This is a genomic window from Campylobacter sp. JH32 (assembly GCF_017846535.1).
Classification (GTDB): domain Bacteria; phylum Campylobacterota; class Campylobacteria; order Campylobacterales; family Campylobacteraceae; genus Campylobacter_D; species Campylobacter_D coli.
Window position 1 is genome coordinate 1 of record NZ_JAEQBS010000014.1, and the last position, 22233, is coordinate 22233.

At 26.6% G+C, this 22233-nt stretch carries 28 protein-coding genes and 1 pseudogene; 17 read left to right on the plus strand and 12 right to left on the minus strand.

What is annotated here, in order from left to right; genetic code table 11:
• The 7 genes from KAR67_RS08820 to KAR67_RS08850 all read left to right on the plus strand — a co-directional run.
• Positions 1–842, plus strand: an 842-nt coding sequence (locus KAR67_RS08820) for a VgrG protein (protein ID WP_225982075.1), incomplete at its 5' end; no start/stop codon positions are given.
• Between the two features lie 20 nt (positions 843–862).
• The gene (locus tag KAR67_RS08825) at positions 863–1900 is read left to right on the plus strand and encodes a DUF1311 domain-containing protein (protein ID WP_192801082.1); all 1038 of its coding nucleotides are present in this window, start codon (positions 863–865) and stop codon (positions 1898–1900) included.
• 59 nt (positions 1901–1959) lie between these two features.
• Entirely contained in the window at positions 1960–2676 is a 717-nt protein-coding gene (locus tag KAR67_RS09720) for a hypothetical protein (RefSeq protein ID WP_225899396.1), read from the plus strand.
• A 112-nt stretch (positions 2677–2788) separates the two neighbouring features.
• Entirely contained in the window at positions 2789–3259 is a 471-nt protein-coding gene (locus tag KAR67_RS08835) for a hypothetical protein (RefSeq protein ID WP_225899395.1), read from the plus strand.
• A 2-nt stretch (positions 3260–3261) separates the two neighbouring features.
• Positions 3262–5511, plus strand: coding sequence for a hypothetical protein (locus tag KAR67_RS08840; RefSeq protein ID WP_225899394.1), 2250 nt, complete (start codon positions 3262–3264; stop codon positions 5509–5511).
• Between the two features lie 153 nt (positions 5512–5664).
• Positions 5665–6285 (plus strand): VgrG protein, encoded by a 621-nt coding sequence (locus KAR67_RS08845; protein WP_225899393.1) that lies wholly within the window; start codon positions 5665–5667, stop codon positions 6283–6285.
• Between the two features lie 13 nt (positions 6286–6298).
• Positions 6299–6511, plus strand: coding sequence for a hypothetical protein (locus KAR67_RS08850; protein ID WP_052779942.1), 213 nt, complete (start codon positions 6299–6301; stop codon positions 6509–6511).
• A gap of 850 nt (positions 6512–7361) precedes the next feature.
• Here KAR67_RS08850 and KAR67_RS08855 read toward each other — a convergent pair.
• Complete coding sequence (locus tag KAR67_RS08855; protein WP_060787634.1) at positions 7362–8300, minus strand: tyrosine-type recombinase/integrase; 939 nt, start codon at positions 8298–8300, stop codon at positions 7362–7364.
• Positions 8301–8529: 229 nt separating this feature from the next.
• Between KAR67_RS08855 and KAR67_RS08860 the strand changes: the two genes are divergently transcribed.
• Together KAR67_RS08860 and KAR67_RS08865 are read left to right on the plus strand one after the other, a co-directional pair.
• Positions 8530–8760 (plus strand): hypothetical protein, encoded by a 231-nt coding sequence (locus KAR67_RS08860; RefSeq protein WP_002834760.1) that lies wholly within the window; start codon positions 8530–8532, stop codon positions 8758–8760.
• An 11-nt stretch (positions 8761–8771) separates the two neighbouring features.
• Positions 8772–8999: a WGR domain-containing protein gene (locus KAR67_RS08865; RefSeq protein WP_002799350.1), complete on the plus strand. Its 228-nt coding sequence runs from the start codon at positions 8772–8774 to the stop codon at positions 8997–8999.
• A 302-nt stretch (positions 9000–9301) separates the two neighbouring features.
• Here KAR67_RS08865 and KAR67_RS08870 read toward each other — a convergent pair whose 3' ends face one another.
• The 7 genes from KAR67_RS08870 to KAR67_RS08895 form a co-directional block, all read right to left on the minus strand.
• Positions 9302–9445, minus strand: coding sequence for a hypothetical protein (locus KAR67_RS08870; protein ID WP_002807233.1), 144 nt, complete (start codon positions 9443–9445; stop codon positions 9302–9304).
• 11 nt (positions 9446–9456) lie between these two features.
• Positions 9457–9711 (minus strand): hypothetical protein, encoded by a 255-nt coding sequence (locus KAR67_RS08875; protein ID WP_044794622.1) that lies wholly within the window; start codon positions 9709–9711, stop codon positions 9457–9459.
• Positions 9674–9796, minus strand: a complete 123-nt coding sequence (locus KAR67_RS09845; protein WP_002813541.1) for a hypothetical protein — start codon at positions 9794–9796, stop codon at positions 9674–9676. The genes KAR67_RS08875 and KAR67_RS09845 overlap by 38 nt, the downstream gene beginning before the upstream one ends.
• 90 nt (positions 9797–9886) lie before the next feature.
• Positions 9887–10156, minus strand: a complete 270-nt coding sequence (locus KAR67_RS08880; RefSeq protein WP_002789000.1) for a type II toxin-antitoxin system YafQ family toxin — start codon at positions 10154–10156, stop codon at positions 9887–9889.
• Positions 10146–10367, minus strand: a complete 222-nt coding sequence (locus KAR67_RS08885; protein ID WP_002881155.1) for a hypothetical protein — start codon at positions 10365–10367, stop codon at positions 10146–10148. Before KAR67_RS08885 ends, KAR67_RS08880 begins: the two co-directional genes overlap by 11 nt.
• Positions 10368–10544: 177 nt before the next feature.
• Positions 10545–10688: a hypothetical protein gene (locus tag KAR67_RS08890; protein ID WP_002807233.1), complete on the minus strand. Its 144-nt coding sequence runs from the start codon at positions 10686–10688 to the stop codon at positions 10545–10547.
• An 11-nt stretch (positions 10689–10699) separates the two neighbouring features.
• The gene (locus KAR67_RS08895) at positions 10700–10867 is read right to left on the minus strand and encodes a hypothetical protein (protein WP_162842029.1); all 168 of its coding nucleotides are present in this window, start codon (positions 10865–10867) and stop codon (positions 10700–10702) included.
• A 695-nt stretch (positions 10868–11562) separates the two neighbouring features.
• Between KAR67_RS08895 and KAR67_RS08900 the strand changes: the two genes are divergently transcribed.
• Positions 11563–12030, plus strand: coding sequence for a hypothetical protein (locus tag KAR67_RS08900; RefSeq protein ID WP_192801083.1), 468 nt, complete (start codon positions 11563–11565; stop codon positions 12028–12030).
• Between the two features lie 450 nt (positions 12031–12480).
• Here the strand turns inward: KAR67_RS08900 and KAR67_RS09725 are convergent, their stop codons facing one another.
• The 4 genes from KAR67_RS09725 to KAR67_RS09735 all read right to left on the minus strand — a co-directional run bounded on the left by KAR67_RS09725 (position 12481) and on the right by KAR67_RS09735 (position 13731).
• Positions 12481–12636, minus strand: a complete 156-nt coding sequence (locus KAR67_RS09725) for a hypothetical protein (RefSeq protein WP_225899392.1) — start codon at positions 12634–12636, stop codon at positions 12481–12483.
• 87 nt (positions 12637–12723) lie between these two features.
• Entirely contained in the window at positions 12724–13224 is a 501-nt protein-coding gene (locus KAR67_RS09730) for a hypothetical protein (RefSeq protein WP_225899391.1), read from the minus strand.
• A 34-nt stretch (positions 13225–13258) separates the two neighbouring features.
• On the minus strand, positions 13259–13393 hold the full coding sequence (locus KAR67_RS08915; RefSeq protein WP_002861523.1) for a transcriptional regulator: 135 nt from the start codon (positions 13391–13393) through the stop codon (positions 13259–13261).
• Between the two features lie 47 nt (positions 13394–13440).
• A complete protein-coding gene (locus tag KAR67_RS09735) occupies positions 13441–13731 on the minus strand; it encodes a type II toxin-antitoxin system PemK/MazF family toxin (protein WP_060787625.1) in 291 nt (96 codons plus the stop codon).
• Between the two features lie 869 nt (positions 13732–14600).
• Here KAR67_RS09735 and KAR67_RS08925 point away from each other — a divergent pair.
• The 7 genes and pseudogenes from KAR67_RS08925 to KAR67_RS08950 all read left to right on the plus strand — a co-directional run bounded on the left by KAR67_RS08925 (position 14601) and on the right by KAR67_RS08950 (position 22233).
• Positions 14601–16058: a DNA methylase gene (locus KAR67_RS08925; RefSeq protein ID WP_060787624.1), complete on the plus strand. Its 1458-nt coding sequence runs from the start codon at positions 14601–14603 to the stop codon at positions 16056–16058.
• Entirely contained in the window at positions 16051–16242 is a 192-nt protein-coding gene (locus tag KAR67_RS08930) for a hypothetical protein (protein WP_060787623.1), read from the plus strand. The genes KAR67_RS08925 and KAR67_RS08930 overlap by 8 nt, the downstream gene beginning before the upstream one ends.
• A gap of 1050 nt (positions 16243–17292) precedes the next feature.
• A pseudogene (locus tag KAR67_RS09905) lies at positions 17293–17723 on the plus strand (hypothetical protein).
• Between the two features lie 1104 nt (positions 17724–18827).
• Positions 18828–19835, plus strand: a complete 1008-nt coding sequence (locus tag KAR67_RS08935; RefSeq protein ID WP_060787622.1) for a DUF3825 domain-containing protein — start codon at positions 18828–18830, stop codon at positions 19833–19835.
• Between the two features lie 663 nt (positions 19836–20498).
• Complete coding sequence (locus tag KAR67_RS08940; RefSeq protein ID WP_060787621.1) at positions 20499–21401, plus strand: hypothetical protein; 903 nt, start codon at positions 20499–20501, stop codon at positions 21399–21401.
• A 378-nt stretch (positions 21402–21779) separates the two neighbouring features.
• Entirely contained in the window at positions 21780–22007 is a 228-nt protein-coding gene (locus tag KAR67_RS08945; protein WP_060787620.1) for a DUF4160 domain-containing protein, read from the plus strand.
• A complete protein-coding gene (locus KAR67_RS08950; RefSeq protein WP_060787619.1) occupies positions 21991–22233 on the plus strand; it encodes a DUF2442 domain-containing protein in 243 nt (80 codons plus the stop codon). Before KAR67_RS08945 ends, KAR67_RS08950 begins: the two co-directional genes overlap by 17 nt.

The following is a 22233-nucleotide window of genomic DNA, read 5'->3' on the forward strand; positions in this document are numbered from 1 at the left end:
TGTATAATGGGACCAATCCAAGTTTAGTTAATCTTCCTTTTAATGATCATCAAACCTCCCTTTCTTCTAAAACCATAGGTGTTAATGAAGAAGGTTATAATGAACTTACCCTCTCAAATATAAAAGACAAAGAACAAATTTATTTAAAAGCCCAAAAGGATTATGATGAATTAGTCCAGCATAATTTCACTCAAAGAATTTTAAATGATAAAGATTCTATAGTGGATGGAATTTATAATGAAAGGATTAAAAAGATTCATACTCAAACCATAGACTTAGCTAAAAATGTCAATGTAGGAGGAGAATACTTAACTAATGTAGGCTTATCTAAAGATACCATAGTAGGATTAAGCAATACCTTAAATGTAGGAGTAGATAATAAAGTAAGAGTGGCTAAAAACTCTCATGAATTTGTAGGAGAAAACAAAGATATAGAAATAGGTGCTAATCAAAACACTATTATCCATAAAGATGAGATAAGAAACATTAAAGGGAATAAAAAGGAAGTGGTTGAGGGAAAACTTGAGCTTCATGTTAATAAAGGAATAAATTACTTTACGGAAGAACATTTTAGTATGCAAACTAACAATTACATTGATATATATACAGAACAAAATTTAAGCACGCAAACTAAAAAACAACATACAGAACTTGCAGAATCTAAATATAGTGACTTTCAAACAGATTGTGAAGTAAAGGCAGGCAATCAAATCCTCCACCAAGTAGGCGATACTCAAATTGTTACTAAGGGAGATTGTGTTATTATTAAAGCAGGTGGAGTTGAAGTAACTATAGACTCTAATGGACTTGTGGTTAGAGGTGGAGAGATTAAGGCAGAGTAAAATAAATTAAAGGAGTTCTTATGCAAAAGTTTTTAATAGTTTTAGGATTGTGTTTAATGTTAGCCATTAGTGCTAATGCACAATCCCCAAAAGAAGCTAAACCTAGTTTTGATTGTGCTAAAGCAACTACAAAAGTTGAAAAGATGATTTGTAATGATAAAAGTGGGGAGTTACAGAATTTAGATCGCTATATGGGTGAAGTCTATACACAATTAAGAAAAGAATTAAAGATTTCTAATTTTGCTGATAAGGAGCAAAGGCTAAAAGATCTTTTAGATTCACAAAGAGCATTTATTAAAAATTTAAATGAAGTTGATTTTATAAAAGATTCTTATGAAGAGCGCATTACACAATTACTTAAACTTCTAGGAGAAGTGCTAGATTCTAACAATAAAGAACTATGTGAATATGCAAGAAAAAATAAATTTGGTGACAGTAAATGGCAAGAAGTTCCTCCATCTGTCAATCCTCCCTTTAGTATAGGTTATTGTGCTTTTGGAGCAAATAATAAATATGGCAATTTTTATCGTTATTGCACGGAAAAAAGAGAGATTATAAAAAAAGAAATGGCAAAAGCTATCAAAGAAAAAAGTCTTTTTATCAGTCCTCCTAGAGTCTATAAAAGAAAAATTGATATTAATAATGATGGGGTGTTAGATAATGTGATACTTTCAGATGGGGAATATTTTAGTGCACTTTGGATATATAAAAATGGTAAGCTAGATGCAAAAGCAAGTGGTAAAATCTATGGAGATGATCTGCATTTTCATGGAGAAAAAACTAGTTATCAAACTGTAATGGTTAATGAAGTGCCTAGCATAGCATTTGATACATATGCCCTGCCAAGCAATAAAATTTCAGGAATACCAGAACAAGCAGAATTTAACTCTGAAATTCCTATACTAAGCTATTTAACTTATGGAGTTATGGAATTTCAAGGCAAAAATTATATTACTCTTTGGAATGGTAGATTTAATTTTGATGAGAATTCTACTTATCCAGAAACACGCATTTATCTTTTAGAAGGTAATAAAAGAGAATTAAAATGCACTTTTTAAAAAGGAAATAATTGATGTTTGAAACGACAAAAAATACAGAGTAAATTAAAGGAGTTCTTATGCAAAAGATTTTAATAGTTTTAGGATTGTGTTTAATGTTAGCCATTAGTGCTAATGCACAATCCCCAAAAGAAGCCAAACCTAGTTTTGATTGTGCTAAAGCAAAAAGTAAGGTTGAAAAGATGATTTGTAATGATGAAAGTGGGGAGTTACAAAAACTTGATAGATATATGGCAAAGACATATAAAGAACTAAGACAGAATCTAAACAAAAATGAGCAAAATAAGCTTTTAACATCGCAACGATTATGGCTTCAAACCCTAAATCAATGCAAATCTAAAGAATGTGCAAAAGAGCTTTTGCAAAATAGAGTTGGGGAATTGCAAAATTACACAGCACACACGGGCAATGTGTGGCTTGGGACTTATACATTACAAGAAAATCTTTATATGGGGAGCTTTACAATAAAAAAGTGTGATAAGTTTAATCTTTGTGAAGCTAGATATGAGGCTATCCTCCATAAAAGTGAATTTAATGATATGCACGAATGCGATATAACTTTGAAATTACAGATAAAATCTCAACAAGAAGCTATAGCTTTAAATGATGATAAGGATTTTGCAAATTGTAAAATTTATATTAGGAAAAATCAACAGGGTATTGTATTTATAAGAGATGAGAAAGTATTTAATTCACCCGATTATTTTTGTAGCACAATGTGTGGCAACCAAACGATATTTGAGTGGGGAGATATCTATAAAAAGGAAATGCAATAATGCTTTATGATGTTAAAAAATTAAATGAAAATGATTATAAAAAAGAATGTGCAAAGTTTCTTATTGCTTTTGAAAATTTAAATTATAAACATATATTGCTTAAGGAGAATGTATGAATAATAAAATAGTCATATTGATATTATGTTTAGTACAAATACTTTTTGCAAATCAAAACATACAAGAATGGAGTGGTGTATATGGTTTTTCTGAAAATATAGATTCGCAAGATATAGATTTATCAAAAAGTAGGCAACAAATTTTTCGCTTTTTAGAGTGCAATAATGAAATTTGCTTGGCTGAATATGAATCTTTGTATAAATATTCTACTTGCAAAATACACAAATATGATAAATTATTGCACTTAAAAATACTTTCTCCAAATCAAGCAATTTTACATTTAAAAATAAAAGATGAAAATAATGTAGAAAAAATGTGCAAAGTGCTCTTGCAAAAAACACAAAAAGGTTTTAGATCAAAAAATCCTTTGAATGCAATAGAATCTTGTAATATAAGTTTATCTATTTTTAAATCTTGTGGTGCAGGGACTAATCCAGATTGGACTATGGAGTTTATAAAGGAATAATAATGAATATTGAAACTTTAGATGATGAAACTTATGCGATCCTTTTAGGAGTTTTAATTTGTAATATTGAAGTAGATATAAAAAGTTCTTTATTTCAGAGTGGTAATTTTTTAAAGCCTTATGGTGATGGCGGTAAAAGTATAGCCGTTGGTTTTGGATTAGATTTAAAAGTTAATTCTCTAAATACCATCACTTGTTTATATAAAAATATTTTTGGGGATAATTGGCAAATATCTAATGAAGAAAAAGACATTTTAGAAAAACTGCGAACTAATGCAATTACTACAACACAAGCAATTGAAAAACTAGAAAAACTAACAATACTTAGTCTTGATTTAAAAACACAAGATAATGCCTATAAATTATTTTCCCTAACACTGCAATCATATGAAAATAAAATTGACAATAAAATTTCAAAATCTTATGAAAGAATCGCTTTGGTATCTAGGGCTTATAATTATTATGGAGAATTACTTCTAAGAGCCGTTAGGCAACAAAATAGGTTTTTAATTTGGTTTTATTTACGATATACAACCAACACTTCAAATGGAAGAGAATTATTGGGACTTACAAAAAGGAGATGGTGGGAGTCGGAAATCTTTAAATTATATAATGGAATATCTTTTGAGAATATTTTAGAAATATTTCAGTGTCTCAATATTGTCACATTTAATAAAAAAATAATTTACAAGCATATAGAAGAATATGAAGCAAGAAATTTAACTCAAGAAAATATTCAGATATTTAAGAATGATTCTAAAAATAGAGATCTTGATAAGCATTTTAAATTTACATATGAATACATCACTACCATCCTTAAGCCTCATTTAGATTACCTAAACACCCTCACTCAAAAAAATTTTAGCTTAGATAATATTTATTGTATTGCTAATTATTGTGAGAATTTAGGTGCTAATAAATTGGATAATGTTGCCTTGCTTAATAAAACTTTAAGACAAAAGTTTGAAAGACTAGAAGCAAATACACCCCATAATATTCTTATACTCTATCCAAATCCCACTCCATCTATTATACAAATAAAACAACCTAAAAATACTTTTATTACTTTACTTATAGGAGCAAAAGCAAAAATAGATTGTTCTAAATTAATAGAAGATCAATGTGAGCTAATGTATTTAAAATATGATCCAACACAAGAAGAACAACAAGCAATTAATCCACAAGCTTTTTCTTGTAGCACCCAAGAAGAACTTATTTTAAAAAAAGAAGATGAAATATACTTTAAAGCAGTAAAAAACAATATATCATATTTTATTAATAAAAACGATGGAATTTTAAAAGTTGCTCTTACTGGCAATGAAGAAAATGCTATAGAATTATACAGTTTTGCTAAAGAAAACCAATTTAAAATTTTACAAGATAAAGCCTCAAAGATGCTAAAAATCTATTTAAAACTAGAAAGGTATAGTAGCGAAGAGATTTTATCGCATAGAGGGGGAAATTTTGAATTAACACTTAATAATCTTAAGATTTTAGATAAAAATGGAAATAATCATGAAACCATCACTAAAATATTTCTTCATAATTGTGAGAACAGAAGGATTTATGAAAGTTTAAAGCTAGAGTATCAAGAAGGCATTTATAAGAGCAGTTTTAAAATTGATTTAATTTTAGATGAAAACTCTTCTTTTTTTAAAAGGGCTACAAAATGTATTATAGCTACAAAAACCTTAGAAGGCTTTAGCACAAGTCAAATGCACAAAATTGGAAATGTGGCAATAGTCTCTTTAAGCTCTGCAGATAAGAAAGGTGGAAGCTATACTTTTACAAATAAAGTAAGTATGCAAGATTTTGGAGAAAATCTTTATTTAGATACTGAGGCAAATGGGTATGAAAAACAAATAAAAAATTCAAGAAAGAATTTATATATCACAAGTTTGCAAGCTTATAAAGAAAAAGAACAGCAAAATACTACTGATAAAATCCCTTACAATGAAACTATTTTTGTTAGAGCTTACTTAAATAATGAGGAGAAATTTTTCTTCGATGAGACAATTAAATGGGCATATTGTATAAAAAAAGAAGAGGAATTAGAATGCAATCAATCTAAAATTAAGATTTTAGAAAATCTTCAAGGAAATGATATAGCCTTTAATACTTCTATGCTTTCACAAGATGATAGGAATATACTTTATAATATGAATGAAAAATATCAATTAATTTTATTTGCTTATTTTAATAAACCTGCTTTTAAAACAACACAAGGAATAACGCATTTAATGTTAAAATGACTAAAGATTTAAACTATACAAAACAAAGCCATTGAACTTACCCTCTCAAATATAAAAGACAAAGAACAAATTTATTTAAAAGCCCAAAAGGATTATGATGAATTAGTCCAGCATAATTTCACTCAAAGAATTTTAAATGATAAAGATTCTATAGTGGATGGAATTTATAATGAAAGGATTAAAAAGATTCATACTCAAACCATAGACTTAGCTAAAAATGTCAATGTAGGAGGAGAATACTTAACTAATGTAGGCTTATCTAAAGATACCATAGTAGGATTAAGCAATACCTTAAATGTAGGAGTAGATAATAAAGTAAGAGTGGCTAAAAACTCTCATGAGTTTGTAGGAGAAAACAAAGACATAGAAATAGGTGCTAATCAAAATACTATTATCCATAAGGATGAGATAAGGAATGTGAAGGGAAATAAAAAGGAGGTGGTTGAGGGGCATTATGATATTAATATCAGCGATAAAATGCAAGTATTAAGCGAGAAAGAGATGGATTATAAAAGCAAAGACAATATTCTTTTTACAAGTAATGAATCCATAGGATTTGAAAGTGATAAAAATACAAGCATGGTAGCTGATAATATCACAACTTACGCAAAAACTATTCATGAGTTAAAAGCCGATAGCGAAGCGACTATACAGGTAGGAGAAACAATTATTAATGCAAAACCTGATTGTGTTATCATTAAAGCAGGTGGAGTTGAAGTAACTATAGACTCTAATGGACTTGTGGTTAGAGGTGGAGAACTTAAAGCAGAGTAATAAAGGATAAACAATGAATAAACCCTTCTACAAACTTAAAAGATTTTATATACCTTGTGGTGTGCTTATAGCTTTGATTATTTTTATAAGCTTAACTTATCATTTTTTACAACGACCTTTAGAGCTTATCTTTTGGGATAGATATGATATATCGAAATTATCTATTAATAACAAAGAGAAAAATTTTAAAACAATGAAAACTGTGAATTACTCCTACTTTCGCTAACGCTTAGAAGTAGGAGGTTCCTAACTAAAGCCAAGTATTCTTAGCTAGCTCGAAAGGCTTCTTGTTTATAGCTTACACCTAAATTTTTATTAAAATATTAAAACTTATACAAAAATCTTTCATAAATTGTTTCAGAAGTTAAAGAATTTGTTTGGTATAATTACATTAAGGGTTTTGCCACAAGGCTGCAACCCTGTGGCATAATCACACCCTAGAAAGGGGGTGAACTATATGACACGACTCATACTTATAATTATACTAATTTGTATAATTACTGTCAAGGCTTATTAGCCTTGCCCCTTTGGGGGTGAGTTTCTCCTTGTGGCTTACCCAACAAACTTTTTAACTAAACTTCCCTTCTTCTATTGATTTTCTATATTTGAAAAATTTTATTTTTTAAAAAGTATATGTTTTTTGTATTATTAATTTTTCAAGTATGTTCTTTTGGTTATTTTAACTATAAATCACAGTCCTCTTGAGTTTTCTTGAAAATAAAGAAAATAGAGAAAAACTCATAAAAACCCTAATAATACACTTAAATTCTTATTTAGAGGCTGAAAATAATCTACAAAAATCAAGATTTTAGTCAAAATATATCAAAATTTACAAAAATGTAGCCGAACTCCTGATCTTATTGATATAGAAGAACTTGAATTTAACAAAGAAGACATTTTCGAAGAATTATTTTATGCTTTAGGCGGTTTAGGAAGTATGTATTCCGTAGAAATGATACAATCAAGAATTGCAAATTTCATCAAAATACTTGGCGGAGAACCTAAACTTTTATTAGAAAGATTCACAGCATAGACTTCAAAAAGAAGTCTATGTAAATAATCAATTTTAGAAAAAATTAATTATTCAATAACGCAGCTTTTATTGTATCATTTGTTGCTTTGGCATATATAGTTGTAGTATTTAGATTTGCATGTCTTAGAATTTTTTGTATGACCACAAGGTTTGTTCCTTTGGCTGTTAATCTCATGGCTAAAGTGCGTCTAAGCAAATGAAGTCCTTTTTTGCTGATCAAAGCTTTAGCGTAAATATTATTTACAATCAAAAAAGCATTGCTTCTATTTAAATGTTTTCCTGTGCTAGTTTGCATTATGTAATCACTATCTTGGATATTTTCTTTAAAATATTCAAGCTCATCATCTACTTCTTCTTTTTTAATAAATGCAAATTGTTCTTTACCGCCCTTGCCTATTATGGATATTTTTAATATTTCATCATCAACCTCTTTAAAATCACAAAGTTTTACATTTAAAGCTTCAGAAATTCTAAGTCCTCCATAAAGCATAAGTTTTATCAGTAAAGAGTTTCTAAAACTATTATAAACTTCTTTTTTTGCTTTTTCTTTTTCTAAAACATTATTTAGCCTTATAATTTCATTTTCATTAAGATAATTTAATTTTTCTTCTGATTTTTCTGTTCTAAATCTAATTTTCTTCATATCAAAGGAAAAAACAAACAAATCATCATTATTATCGCTTATAAAAGAAAAAAAGCTAGTTAATACTCTCAAATAAGTTATTTTTGTTTTTTTTGATAGTTTATTGCCATTTTTTGAATTATTTTCTAAATAATTAAGAAAATTGACTAAAAAAGTCGTTTTTATATCGTTTATTTGCATTTCATCTTGATAATCTAAAGAATATTCTACAAATTCTAGTAAAATACGCCTATAAAGTAAAAAAGTATTATTTGAATAGGATAATGCTTGAATATGTTTCAAATAAGCTTCTATCCAACGCTCTAAATCTTCGCTTATTGTAGTATTTTTAAGTTTCATTTTATTTATATCCTTTTTTTTATAACATAATTGCTCATTATGTTATATTTATTTGCTTGTGTTAATATCAAAATATATATTTTAATAGGCTTATTTTGATATAAGATTATGTTATATATTTTAAATTATACCATAAATATATTTATATTTTTGCATTATTTGTCTATTTATACAATTTTTTATTAAAATTATGGTATAATTTATATATTTTAACAAATAAAGGATAAAAATGGAAAAAAATACAATAAATAATGAAAATATTCAAAAAAATGAAATATTAATTCCAAAAAGAGTATTATTTGATGAAAAAACATTAAAAATGATAGAAATGATGATTCCTGCTTACAAAGATGAAATTTCTAATGTAGCTAAAGAAAATGAGAAAATTAATCAAATGATTAAGCTTGCTATAGAAAAAATGTTTAAAAATGATTTTTTGAATAAAATAAATAATTTTTAATTAGGTTTTTTATGAATAATGTTTTGTTGCACAGAATAACTGAGAAAGGAAACATTCGCTATTATAGCATAGAAATTATTGCCACTCTATTTGAGGAATATATGGTTGAGAGAGTTTACGGAAATGTGCGTTTTAAAAGTTGTACAGGAAGAAAAAATAATGTATTTCCAAGTTTTAATGAGGCACAAATTTTTTTTGAGAGGTTAAAGAAACAAAAAATGAAAAAAGGGTATGCGTAAGTTTTTGCTCAAAAAACAAGAAAAAACATTGATAAAATAGGCTTTTGAGATAAGCTTTTAGCTAAACTCTCAAAAACAGGTAAAAAATCCTTATCAAATCCGCTAATTTCAATTTTTATAGCCATTTGTATCCTTTCTTATATAATTTTTATTTTTATTATACCATAAAGGGTTTTGTTGTAAAATTGGAAAAAACTTTTAATTACATAAATAAGACAATCAAAATACAATATAAAAGATTAAAGAATAGTAAAAACGGTTTTTTAAAAAAAACTAATATAAATATATGGCTAATTATATAATTAATCCTCCTCTAAGCCATCATTAATTCCTGCTTCTGCAAGTTCAAGCTGTTCTTTTTGATACACTTTATCATCTTTAAAGGCTTCAAAACTTTTTTCCCATAAAACCTTTCTTTGCTCTATATATTCTTGATCTTTACACATATTAATCCTTTTTATTTATCAGGTTTAAAACCACTATCTAAAATTATTTTTGTCATTGCACCTTTAAGTTTATCAAAACGATTTAAAGCTTGCATATTGCTAACTCTAAGCAATCTTATTTTATCATCTTTTTTATAAAACACTTTAAAAACTTCATCACTTTGTTTGTGTTTTACCATATCATCTAAAGTAGGACTATCTATGAATTCATATTCTTTGGTAAAATCTTCATTTAAAACATCGAATAAATCTTGAGAAATAACCATTAGGATTAACTGGATCATAAGTATAAGAACTTACTACACATTCTCTCATAGCTTTTTGTATTTCTTCTTGGGATAATTTTTTCATAGTGTTTTTCTTTTTTCTTTCTATTATGATATAAATGACTTAATATGTAGTTATGGATTTTTATAAACTTGATTAATTTAACTTCAATTATTAAAACAACTCGCTATGAGAACCTATATTAATACATGTTAAAATAAGTTTATCATCTTGTTTTTGATAAATTAAGAGCAAATCAGGTTTTACATGACACTCTCTAAGCTCTTTAAATTCACCTTTTAGTTTATGATCTTTGTATTTTCTTTCAAGAGTTTCATTGTTAGATAAGCGATAGACTATTTCATCTACTAAGTCTTTTTCTTTTAGCGTTAGCTTCTTATAGTTTTTCTTGTATTCTTTTAAAACTCTAATTTCATATTTCACGCATAGCCTTTTTATACTCATCAAAGTTTTTAAAAGTTTCATGTTCTCCATTTTTCATTTCTTCTAAAGCCTTTTTCATAGAACTTTGTTTTTTCTCTTCTGGAGTATCACATTCTAACAAACAATAAGTAGCTTTTAGGCTTTTAGCTAAACTCTCAAAAACAGGTAAAAAATCCTTATCAAATCCGCTAATTTCAATTTTTATAGCCATTTGTATCCTTTCTTATATAATTTTTATTTTTATTATACCATAAAGGGTTTTGTTGTAAAATTGGAAAAAACTTTTAATTACATAAATAAGACAATCAAAATACAATATAAAAGATTAAAGAATAGTAAAAACGGTTTTTTAAAAAAAACTAATATAAATATATGGCTAATTATATAATTAATCCTCCTCTAAGCCATCATTAATTCCTGCTTCTGCAAGTTCAAGCTGTTCTTTTTGATACACTTTATCATCTTTAAAGGCTTCAAAACTTTTTTCCCATAAAACCTTTCTTTGCTCTATATATTCTTGATCTTTACACATATTAATCCTTTTTATTTATCAGGTTTAAAACCACTATCTAAAATTATTTTTGTCATTGCACCTTTAAGTTTATCAAAACGATTTAAAGCTTGCATATTGCTAACTCTAAGCAATCTTATTTTATCATCTTTTTTATAAAACACTTTAAAAACTTCATCACTTTGTTTGTGTTTTACCATATCATCTAAAGTAGGACTATCTATGAATTCATATTCTTTGGTAAAATCTTCATTTAAAACATCGAATAAATCTTGTTTATAAGCATTTGATGAATGGGAATCGCAAGAATGAACATCAATAATATAATCTTATATATTTTTTTTGCATAGCAAATCCTTTAAAAATAGTATAAATTTTTATTTTTAGAATGACTTAAAATCTTTTTTAATTTTTATAAATATTAAGGATATTATTTTTTTATATTATGTTGATGATCTTTTTTATCAAAGTCATAAAATGTAACAAATATGGCTACGGCTATTGCAAAAGCTAAAATAATATATTGTCCTAATGAATGAGATAAATCCATATTGTTTCCTTTGTAATATGTTATTTTAACATATAAATTATAACAAAAAAGAAAAAAATAAAATGAAAATAATAAGAAATTGATTTTTTATTATTTATTATGATAATCTTATTTAAGTACTTTTAAAAAGCTTAGAGTATAAAGTGTTGTGATGTAGCTTTTAAAAAGAAGAATAAAAACAAAGAAGCAGAAAACGCCCTTATAAAAATTATTAATTATATTCACTAACCATAGATGTAATAAAAAATATTGAGTAAAATATAATCAAAACAAATTTCTATTTATTTTTATAAAAACTGCATTTTTAAATTTGCTATGTTATAATTAAAAAAAGGTTGTATAAATATGAAAAATTATTATATTTCAGAAGGTGTAAAAGCTTTATTTTCTATCTATTTTAAAGATCAAACTGAAGAAAATTTCATTAAAGCTCTTAACGAATTTGCTAAAGAAAGCCAAATAAATTCTCAAGAAATAAAAGACAAATCTTTTAGAGAATTTAAAGAAGCCATTTCTAAATTACCAACTATAGATCTTTTGAATACTAGATTTGATAAGCTTGAAAATTCAGTTGACAAGCTTGAATATTCAGTAGGTGCTAAACTTGATAAGCTTGAATATTCAATAGGTGCTAAACTTGATAAGCCTGAAGATTCAGTATGTGCTAAACTTAATAAGCTTGAAAACAAACTAGATAGCTTTAAAAGAGAAGTTAGAACATATGTAATTATTCTTGCTGCTTTAATGTTTATTTTACAGCCTACAATTTTTGATTTAATTTTGTCTATCTTTAAATCATTTCTAAGACAATAAGGTTTTTAACTTTTACTTTCGTTAGTGTGTTTATCATTGAGATAATGAGCTACTAAAACCAATATGCCAAAAACGAGAGTGATAGCACCAATTAAAATAGCTATATTATAACCATCCATTTTTTCTCCTTTTTTCAAAAAAAGTTCAATCTTTAAGAAAGATTGATGATAATGCAACTACCGTTAAAATTAGCAAACTTTCGATGAGGATAATAAAAGCTCTACTATCGCCTGTTTGTAAACCATAAAGACTATTTATAAACAATCCTATGCCAATAGATTCCATGAATCTTAAGATTGCTTTTGTAGGTATTTTTGTAAATATTACTATTTTTTTGAAAAAATTTTTCTTTTTTCTTCTTATCTTATAACAAAAAAATACTAAAAGTCAAGGGTTAAAATATCCCACCTTAGGATTAAGTTACACTAGATTGTTTCTAGTGCGAGAGTATTATTTTAAGTGTTCTACCATAAAGTCCATTATTGCCCAAACACTTGAAATTATAGTGGCAATGCTAACAACACAAGCTCCTATAAGCCAATAGATTCCTTGTTGTTTTAATGAACTTATTGATAGTTTGATTTCACTTTGTAAGGAACTTTCCATTCGTTTGATTTCGGCTTCAAGTCCTTTAGTCTCAGATTGGAATAAATCCTTGCTAACCAACTCATTTCTTATTTGCTCAATGGCTTCTTACTTTAAATTCTCAAAATTAAGCCTTTGCGTTGTTGCTCTATCATTAGCAAATTCTTCAAAAGCTTGAATGAGCTTTTTAGCTTGATCAGTATCTGAAAAAATACTTTTCAATAATGCTTTAAAGCTCTCATTGAGTGTAATTTCTTTTTTCATGTCATATCCTTGCATACTAACTCCTAAATTATAACATATTTTCATGTGCGCTCTTAGGCTACATTTCCAATTTGCTTCCACCATGTTTTTTTTCTCAGAGTGAAATCTATAACCTAATTGCTTGATTTTTTCATTTAAACCATAGGTATTTCCTACAATCCAATAATAACCATCTTCATTTTTCACTTTGAGTCCCAAAGATAACAAAACTTGTCTTTCATCTTTGCTAAAAGTTGTAGCGTTTGATTGTGAAAAGTTTTGTGAGAAATCAACTTTCTTTTTGTTTTCCTGAGTATTGTTTTGGTAAGCTTCAATATCGATAATAATATTGCTAGTTTCAGTCATTCCAACGCCCATTTCTTCAGTAGAATATAATCCACTAAGTTAGAATTTTACCACTAGCCCAAGTATTTATTGTAGAAGCAAAGACATCTAATTGTCTTCCTAATTCAGTTTGAGTAGTGTTTAACTCTTTACAAACTTCTTTAATAATATTTTCTTTCTCTTCTGTCATGCTAATCCTTTATTTTAGATTAATATTTTTTAGTAATAATTTTTTCATTACTTTTCAGAAATGAAAGGATTTGGCTCATTTTTTGAATTTCCCTGTCTTAGTGCAGGGCTTATTATATTTTCTACTATTTTATTTTTAATCATTTCAAAATCTTTGTCATTGATTTTTCCTATGTAAGTTTTTATCCTTTTAGTATCAAAAACTCTCATTTGTCTTAAAAGTGCAACTTGTAAAGTGTCTTTATTGTCCTTAAATTTGTGAAATAAAAAGCCTTTTTTGTTTTTAGTCTTAGAACTTAAAGGTGCGCCTAAAAATGTGCCATTATAAAAACTATTCACTATCAAAACAGGACGCGTAAAAAACTCATTTTTACCTTAAACTTCAGCACCGATATTTAAACCAATGCTAAGCCAATAAATCTTTTTTTACACTAACTTTTCTGATTAATTTTACTTTGTTTAAGCTCTTTTTTCGTTCGTTCCAGCTGTCAAATTGCACTTCGTTCATTTTATTCCTTTATATCTTTTGGCATAATGCTATGTAATGCTGTAAGCAGAAGTTTTATCTTTAAATATTTCTTTTCTCTATTTTTCTAAGTTTTTTCATTTATTCTCCTATCTTTTTAAAAATTAATTCTTGATTTATTTTTCAACTAATTTTCTCTTTCTTTTTTTAATTTATTGGTATTTTGGTTTATGATTTATATAAAAAGCAAGATCCTTATTATAACAGTTCCATTTTTTTAAATAGCGAAAAATGAAAGGAGTGATAAAAATTTTGAGATTTTTCCATGTATAAAATAAGGCAGATTTTTATTTTATCAATAGCAATTATTATTAAAAAAAATAGCAGAAAATTTCATTTGCCTATATTAATGTAACTTTTTATTACAATCAGCATTTTCAAAAAACTTTATCATTATTTCAGCTTAAATTTTATCATTTAAAATTAAACTTGATATAAATCTTTTCGTATACTTTGCTCGCTCGATTTAAATATATAAAAGCATAATATTGAATAACCTCTTTTAATACTATGTAATTTTAAACAAGGCATGGTTTTTGATAAAATTTTTAGATGAAAAAATCTACAAGCTTGATTGTTTTATTGATTAATTCCAAAACAAGAACTAAAAATTAACAATCTTAGTCTATTAAAATTCTTTTTATACAATTAAAAAATAATTATTATATACAAATGTGAAAATATGGATAATACGCAAAAATATGCAGCTATAGATCTTAAGTCATTTTATGCTTCTGTTGAATGCATTTTAAGAAAATTAGATCCTCTAAATACCAATCTTGTAGTTGCGGATGAAAGTAGAACTGAAAAAACAATATGTCTTGCGGTATCTCCTGCATTAAGATCTTATAATATATCAGGCAGATTAAGACTATTTGAGTTAATACAAAAAGTAAAAACAATTAATTACGAGCGCTTAAAAATTGCTAAATATTTCAGTGCAAAATCATACAATCATCTTGAACTAATAAATAATCCCAATTTAGAGCTTGATTACATTGTCGCAAAACCTAGGATGTCAACATATATAGACTATAGTTCTAAAATCTACAGTATTTATTTAAAGTATTTTGATCCAAAAGACATTCATATTTACTCCATTGATGAAGTATTTATTGATTTAACTCCTTATATCAAACATTATAAGCTATCTGCTGACAAACTCATTGAAAACATATTATTTGAAATTTTAAAAACAACTCAAATAACAGCAACTGCGGGAATAGGAACAAATCTTTACTTAGCAAAAATTGCAATGGATATATTAGCCAAAAAACAAAATATTAATAAAGATGGACTTTGCATAGGGTATTTGGATGAAATGCTTTATAGAAGAAAATTATGGCAACACACGCCCATAAATGATTTTTGGCGTATAGGCAAAGGATATGCAACAAAACTAAAAAGCATAGGCATTAACAATATGGGAGATTTAGCAAGATACTCTCTTAATAACGAGGATAAACTTTATCAAATTTTTGGAGTAAATGCTGAGTTATTAATCGATCATGCTTGGGGGTTTGAAAGCTGTACAATGCAAGCTATTAAAGAATATAAAAGCAAACATATCTCTAAGGTAATGGCTAAGGTTTTGCCTAAGCCTTATAGTTTTAAAAAAGCTAGAGATATGCTTAAAGAAATCGTCGATCATATGGTTCTTGAGCTAATTGAGCAAAATTTAACATGCAATCAAATCGTTTTAGATGTACAATATGATAAAGAAAGCTTAGAGAAGGTACAAAGCTACAATGGTCCAATGAGCAAAGATTCTTATGGAAGATCTATTCCAAAAAATGCACATTCAACAATCAATTTGGATTACCACAGCTCTTCCTTGGAAACTATTTGCAATAAAGGTTTAGAATTGTTTGATTTAATAGTTAATGCTGATTTTTTAATTAGAAAAATAAGTCTTACTCTTAATAATGTTGTAAAAAATGACACAATAAAAAAAATTAAAGAACCCAGTCTTTTTGCCGACATAGAACAGAAGGAAAATAAAAATTTTATAAAAGAAGAGAAATTACAAAAAGCTAGACTCGCGATTGTTCACAAATATGGAAAAAAATCTATTTTTAAAGCCTCGAGTCTTGAAAATGGCTTAAAAATTAATTCGCAAATAGGAGGACACAATGCCTAATAACCACGATGATATTATTAATATTAAATACAAAAAATCTACAAAATATCCTCTTATGCCATTAGAAAAAAGAGCGGCACAGTTTGCTCCATTTTCAGTGCTTAAAGGATTTGATGAAGCAATTGAAAAAAAGAAAAAAGAAGTGGAAAGAAAGCTTGAAAAGTCTATCTATATAAACGAGTAATCATGTTTTTATGAGAAAAATATTTTAGATATAAAAATCAATTAAAAACAAGTAAAAAAATAAGTATTTTTTAAATAGTGTATTTTTTATACCACTTTTATCTCTATATATTTTAGACTTAAAATAAAATTAATTAAAATTAGTATTAAAATTTTATCTTTTTTTTCTGTGAATTTTCATATAAAAAATATTGTTTTTTAAATGATTAAAAAAATAAAAAAATTATCTTGTACTTTTCACGAGCAAAAATTCAAAGAGAAAATTACAGCAAAACTATATTTATTTTGATTTATTTTTTTGTTTTTTTATCTATCTTTACTCTAAAATTTTTGTAAATTTTTCAATTAAAAAATACTCCAAATCCAAACCCACGAAAAGACAAAAAATAGTTTTAATTAAGCATTAAAAAGTCTAGGTTTAAGCAAGGGCATTTTTATACCTACCCTAAAGCAAAGAATGCCTATTTTTAGGGACTTTAATTTTAAATTAAGCATTAAAAAGTCTAGGTTTAAGCAAGGGCATTTTTATACCTACCCTAAAGCAAAGAATGCCTATAAATTGGATATTTATAGTGTTTTTAGAATGAAATTTATTTTTCTCAAAAAAAGGGTGCTAAAAATTTTTGTACCTACCATACATTAACTTCGTTAATATATTGCCATTTTTATACCTACCCTAACCCTAAATTAGAAAAGTATTCTTCTCGCCCTTTATCACCTCATTTATTCCCCCTTCTTTATCCGCTACATTTCATTGAATAATTTTCATCATTTATCCCCTCATTTATCACCTCATTTATCACCCCCTTTATACCCCATCTCCCATTCCTCTCTATCTTGCATTCTACGCATTCAAATCTCATCTTAACGCTATCCTTAACACAAATCCTTATCGCCTTTTTCTCACCACTATTTCAATCCTAAATCCCTGTTTATTTTTAGCCACTTTTGATATAAACTATACCCCACATATAAAAACACTTATTTACTACCCAAGTTTAATAAAAATACGGTATAATTCCACAAAACTACCAAATACATAGGAGCATTTATGCCTAAGACAGATACAAAACCAAACGCAAAAAATCGAATATACAAAGCCATAGAAACTTGGTTTACCAAAATATACCTAAACAAAATAATCCACAAAGAGAAAAACGACAAATTATTTATCAATGTAACTAGCTGTCTAGCATTCATACTCTCAATCTATGGCAAAACAGATGAAAACAAAAGCAAAATGCACCTGCTGTTATAGCTTATATCAAAAAAACAAAAAACACTTTTATTGCCAAACTAAAAAGAGTTAAAAACCATGAGAGCATTATCGATTTACAAGCCAAATACCCAAAGCTTGATATAGTTTCAGCCTATCAGTTTCTAACACTCAAAGACAAATTCAAAATCACCAAATCAGAAATCCAAGATTTTGAAACACTAATCGATATTCTTTCAAAAAACACCCAAAAATCAAAAAAATAACCCTAAAACGATAAAAACCATTAAAAAAATCATTTTAGCCTTTTAAAGGCTAATTCTGTCATTTTAAACCCTATATCCATTCAAGATACACACTTGCAATCAAAAAAACATAAAAAAACCTACAAAAACCACAGTCCATTTCAAAACTGCAAAGCATTTTTGAAAATTCGCAAGAACTTCTAAAATAAGCCCTAGCTCTCATATTATCGCTATAAATCAAGCACAATCAAAAATACACGCCATGAAGAAAATCTCGATTATCAATAATGTTTAAAAACCTACAAAATAGATATTTTAAAAGCTTTTTACAAATCGCAAAATGTCGGTAAAACATTAGCATAATTTACCTACAACAATAAGATTTAAACGCCTATATTTAGGCTATATTATTGCATTATGCCCATTGGCTCAACTTTTTACATTTTTTTCAAAAAAAGCAAAAGAGCCTAAAAATAAGGGTTTTAGCATAGATAAGCCCTAAATATTGATATTTTATTTTTTTATTACACTTTTTAGTATATTTTTTTCAACAATAAAAATTAAATTAATATTAAAAACCCTATAAAATAGTATTTTAAACAAACTCTTTTTTGTAGTTAAGTTGTAATAAAGTTACACTCAAGTTATAGTAAAAATAACATTAACTACATATTAACTACACTTTTACTTCAAAAAACATGCAAATTTTCACATTTTTGTAGTTAAAGTGTAGTGAAAGTGTAATAAAGTTGAACTCAAGTTGTAGTTAAGTTGTAAATAAAATGCAGTTTATCAAGTAGCGTTTTTTTGCACTCAAGTTGTAGTTATGTTGTAGTAAAAGTGTAGTTAAGTTGAAATAAAAATTACATAAACATAAACTATACTTGAAGTAAAGTTGTATTAATGTGTATCACATATTGAAATAAAATTACATATTGCTTGAAAACAACTTGTAATATATGTATTTTATTTAGTTGATTTGTAATTAACTCGCAACAACTTATATTTTAACTCCAACAGGAAAAGTAATAGGCACTCCTATTGAAGGAGCGGTTGATTCTGACATACTTTTTGGACTATTGAAAGGTTTAGAAGATTATAAGAAAGGACAATTAGGTTTTTAGCGTGGAAAAAAACATAGAAAAATTAATTTTAGAAGCCTATGAAGATAGTAAAACTAAATTTGACCATGTTACTACAGGACATATCAGTCAATATTTGAAAAGAAAATATGATTTAAAAATCAATTGTAGTAAGGCATTAATAGAAGCAGGCTTTGATCTTGAAAAAGATGAAAACGAACCTTCTTTAGTTTATGTTAAAAAAGCTACCACAAGAAACAAGACTTCAAATCGTGATCAAATTCAAAACAAAGTTGAAGAGAAACCTTTGTTGTTTCAATTTGCCTATTTTCCAAATTTTCTAAATACACTCCAAGAGCTTTCTAATATAGCTCAAAAAGAATTTTGGGGAAATGGAAATAATATTTTATTTTCTTATCTATTTAAATATTTTGAGTTCATTTACGAAAATAAAAGCTATCCTGATATTATTACTTATAATAAAGACAAAACAAAGGCATGTTTCAATACAGGTTTGTATAGTACAGGTGTTTTTCCAATATTTGCATACTTTGAAATTCAAGAAAACGGAGGATATGTTTTTAGAAAATTTTGTTCTAATGGAGATAGAGTTTTAGATGATTTAGAAATACCTAAATCTTTAAGCGATTATGATACATTCAAAAATGAAATAATTTTTGATAGTAAATTGGATTTTAGGGTAAATCATTTGCATCTTTTTGAGAGAAAAGAGCGATTACCTGAAATTGTGAAAAAACTAAATGATAGGTTCATAGGACACATTATTAATGGTGAATTGAAAATCATCAAAGATAATTATAATCTTCAAAAGATGATTATTCCTGCAGCTTATAAGCAAAGAGTAGTTTTATACATTCCTTTGAAACTTCAAGAAGAATCAGTTGATACGATAATTGTAGTTGAAAAAGAGGAAGTTAAAAACGAACAGTATTACGCTGTGAGAACTATACTAAATCCGCATGATAATATTTACAAAACTGCAAGAGTTCTTTCAATAGTTGAATCTGAATGGGTAAAAAACACCATTTGAAAGTAAAAACATTGGTAAAATAGGCTTTTAAGATAAGTCTATTTTATCATATAAACAATTAACAAGAGACTAAACTAGATATTATAAATATTATATGTTATATTTATTTTATCATACAAACAATTAACAATAGGCTAAAACAAAATTTTTGTAAAATAAAACAATACAAGATAATAAAAATTCATTTAAAAATACTATAATTAAAGCGTATTAAGTATGGCTACTCTTTCGGTTATAAGAAGGAGGCATGATGAGTAAGATCATTGAGTTTTTAGTTCTTGTCTTAGAATTAATTAACGAGATAATCAAACTCGTTGATTATCTCACTTAAAAAACCGAAATAATTATAAATAAACCACGCTTAGTCTTAGCTTAATACAATTGCAACAAAAAACATTGAACCGAAAGAGGCGTGGCTTTTGGTTTGCATTATTTTGGATTTGAATGCTTTTTAATTTCCTATTTTAATTTACCATACAGATGATAAAACTATTATTTATATGTACATGCAAACTTTATTCCGTGAAATATAGTTTATGTTAATTATACAAAATACATAATTTTTATATAAATATTATGTATTATATATAATTATTTATACATTTATATATCCATTAACTTTATATGATATAATTAACAGACTATTTTATTAAAGGAGTAAAAATGAAGTTGCACGATATTGTATGCGATGAGCTTAGAATAAACAGAAGCGAACTTGGAAACATTTTAGGAGTTTCTAAAACAACAATTGATGCTTGGAGTGATCCAAGTAGAATGTCAAAAACGACAGAAATTGCGTTAAAACAAATGTTAGAAAATCACAGACTTAAAGAAATTTTTGAAGCACAAGCAAATGCTTATAGAAAATTTTTAAAATATGCAAATGAAAATAGTAGTATTGAAATTTCAGACACACACAGGACGCTTATAGATAAGATTCGCTATGTTTTAAAAGAATACAATTTAAATTCTCTAACTGCGGCTAAAAAATTAAAAATTAGCTTTGAAGAACTTGATCGAATAATGTTGCTTGTAAAATATCCAAATTTTGATTTTTTAAGTCACTTTATTGAATCTTTTTTTATTTCGGAAAAGTGGTTGCTTGAAGATTTTGGAAAACCTTTTAGCAGAAATTTTATAGAATCTAAAAACATGGAAAGTTTTACCACTGAGGCAAAAAAATATGAACAAATTTACATTATCCATTGCAATGATAATTCAGAATATGCAAAAATCATAGTTAAAAACAATAAAGATTTATTTAGCATATTTGATCAAGATTTTTGCATAGGCAATTTTACCATGGAGAATCAAGAACAAAAAGGATTGTTTGAATTATATAATTTTTATAATAAAAATAAGCGTAATACTACTTGTTATATCTTCGACAAGGAAGATTATCAAAATATAATCTCAGGAGACTATTTTATAAAAAATTGTTTAAAAAAAGGAAAAATATCTTACCTATTAGAAGATCTATTTGATTTAAATTCAAACAGCAATTTTTATCAAAATTGTAAATTTTACAAGGAATGTGTAGATATTTTAAATAAATTCATAAATTAAAACATAGACATTTTTAAAAATTTATAATAAAACAAGATTCGCTATAATAAAAAATCCGCTTTGAGCTGCAACTCTAGCGGAAAATTACAACAAAGGCTAACTATGAAACGACATAGTAAGCGTTTTGTGAGATTATATCTAAATTTTAAGTTTTTTAAGCTTAAAGTTGAAATATTTTTAACAAAACCGTAGCGGCAGAAAAGCCCCTTGCCTTTGTTAGAGTGTGTATAAAGCTACTAATTTACATTCATTTTCCCAAGTCAAATAAAAAAAATCCTATTAAAAGCCTAAAAATAGGTATTTTACAGCAAAAATACTTAACAAAATTCACGAAAATATAGTATAATTATTAAAAATATGAATAAAGTAAGGAAAATTATGCCCACTCTTTTAAAAATCAATGGCTTTAAGTTTTTCTTTTATTCAAACGAACATGAACCAAAGCATATTCATATTATGAAAGGTAATGAATTTGCGAAAATTAATTTAGAAAATTTACAAGTTCAATTTAGCAATTTTAAAAATAAAGATTTGTCTTTTATTCTTGAAACTGTTAAAAAACACAGACTCGAATTTGAAAGGAGATGGAATGAATACTTTAGTTAAGGCAAAGAATGTAAAATTCGATAAAGATTATCTTATTGTTTTATTAGAGGATGAACGCATAATCCAAACTCCTTTAAAATGGTATAAAGAACTTGAAAATGCAAATTCAGAAGATTTAGAAAAATGGCATTTTATCTGTGATAATACAGGCATCGAATGGGAAAAATTAGACTGTCATTTAAGTATAGAAGCTATGCTTAAAAGCAATGTGAACAAAGTAGCGTGA

Bases quoted from the DNA above. Each gene is read 5' to 3' on its own strand.
- KAR67_RS09720 (WP_225899396.1), top strand. From the start codon at position 1,960: ATGCAAAAGATTTTAATAGTTTTAGGATTGTGTTTAATGTTAGCCATT.
- KAR67_RS08840 (WP_225899394.1), top strand. From the start codon at position 3,262: ATGAATATTGAAACTTTAGATGATGAAACTTATGCGATCCTTTTAGGA.
- KAR67_RS09845 (WP_002813541.1), bottom strand. From the start codon at position 9,796: ATGAAAAAATTATCCCAAGAAGAAATACAAAAAGCTATGAGAGAATGT.
- KAR67_RS08930 (WP_060787623.1), top strand. From the start codon at position 16,051: ATGCCTAATAACCACGATGATATTATTAATATTAAATACAAAAAATCT.
- KAR67_RS08940 (WP_060787621.1), top strand. From the start codon at position 20,499: ATGAAGTTGCACGATATTGTATGCGATGAGCTTAGAATAAACAGAAGC.
- KAR67_RS08870 (WP_002807233.1), bottom strand. From the start codon at position 9,445: ATGTGTAAAGATCAAGAATATATAGAGCAAAGAAAGGTTTTATGGGAA.
- KAR67_RS08900 (WP_192801083.1), top strand. From the start codon at position 11,563: ATGAAAAATTATTATATTTCAGAAGGTGTAAAAGCTTTATTTTCTATC.
- KAR67_RS08825 (WP_192801082.1), top strand. From the start codon at position 863: ATGCAAAAGTTTTTAATAGTTTTAGGATTGTGTTTAATGTTAGCCATT.
- KAR67_RS08925 (WP_060787624.1), top strand. From the start codon at position 14,601: ATGGATAATACGCAAAAATATGCAGCTATAGATCTTAAGTCATTTTAT.
- KAR67_RS08915 (WP_002861523.1), bottom strand. From the start codon at position 13,393: ATGACAGAAGAGAAAGAAAATATTATTAAAGAAGTTTGTAAAGAGTTA.
- KAR67_RS08945 (WP_060787620.1), top strand. From the start codon at position 21,780: ATGCCCACTCTTTTAAAAATCAATGGCTTTAAGTTTTTCTTTTATTCA.
- KAR67_RS08875 (WP_044794622.1), bottom strand. From the start codon at position 9,711: ATGGTTATTTCTCAAGATTTATTCGATGTTTTAAATGAAGATTTTACC.
- KAR67_RS08890 (WP_002807233.1), bottom strand. From the start codon at position 10,688: ATGTGTAAAGATCAAGAATATATAGAGCAAAGAAAGGTTTTATGGGAA.
- KAR67_RS09725 (WP_225899392.1), bottom strand. From the start codon at position 12,636: ATGGAAAGTTCCTTACAAAGTGAAATCAAACTATCAATAAGTTCATTA.
- KAR67_RS08950 (WP_060787619.1), top strand. From the start codon at position 21,991: ATGAATACTTTAGTTAAGGCAAAGAATGTAAAATTCGATAAAGATTAT.
- KAR67_RS08885 (WP_002881155.1), bottom strand. From the start codon at position 10,367: ATGGCTATAAAAATTGAAATTAGCGGATTTGATAAGGATTTTTTACCT.
- KAR67_RS08860 (WP_002834760.1), top strand. From the start codon at position 8,530: ATGGAAAAAAATACAATAAATAATGAAAATATTCAAAAAAATGAAATA.
- KAR67_RS09730 (WP_225899391.1), bottom strand. From the start codon at position 13,224: ATGACTGAAACTAGCAATATTATTATCGATATTGAAGCTTACCAAAAC.
- KAR67_RS08865 (WP_002799350.1), top strand. From the start codon at position 8,772: ATGAATAATGTTTTGTTGCACAGAATAACTGAGAAAGGAAACATTCGC.
- KAR67_RS08850 (WP_052779942.1), top strand. From the start codon at position 6,299: ATGAATAAACCCTTCTACAAACTTAAAAGATTTTATATACCTTGTGGT.
- KAR67_RS08855 (WP_060787634.1), bottom strand. From the start codon at position 8,300: ATGAAACTTAAAAATACTACAATAAGCGAAGATTTAGAGCGTTGGATA.
- KAR67_RS08895 (WP_162842029.1), bottom strand. From the start codon at position 10,867: ATGGTAAAACACAAACAAAGTGATGAAGTTTTTAAAGTGTTTTATAAA.
- KAR67_RS08835 (WP_225899395.1), top strand. From the start codon at position 2,789: ATGAATAATAAAATAGTCATATTGATATTATGTTTAGTACAAATACTT.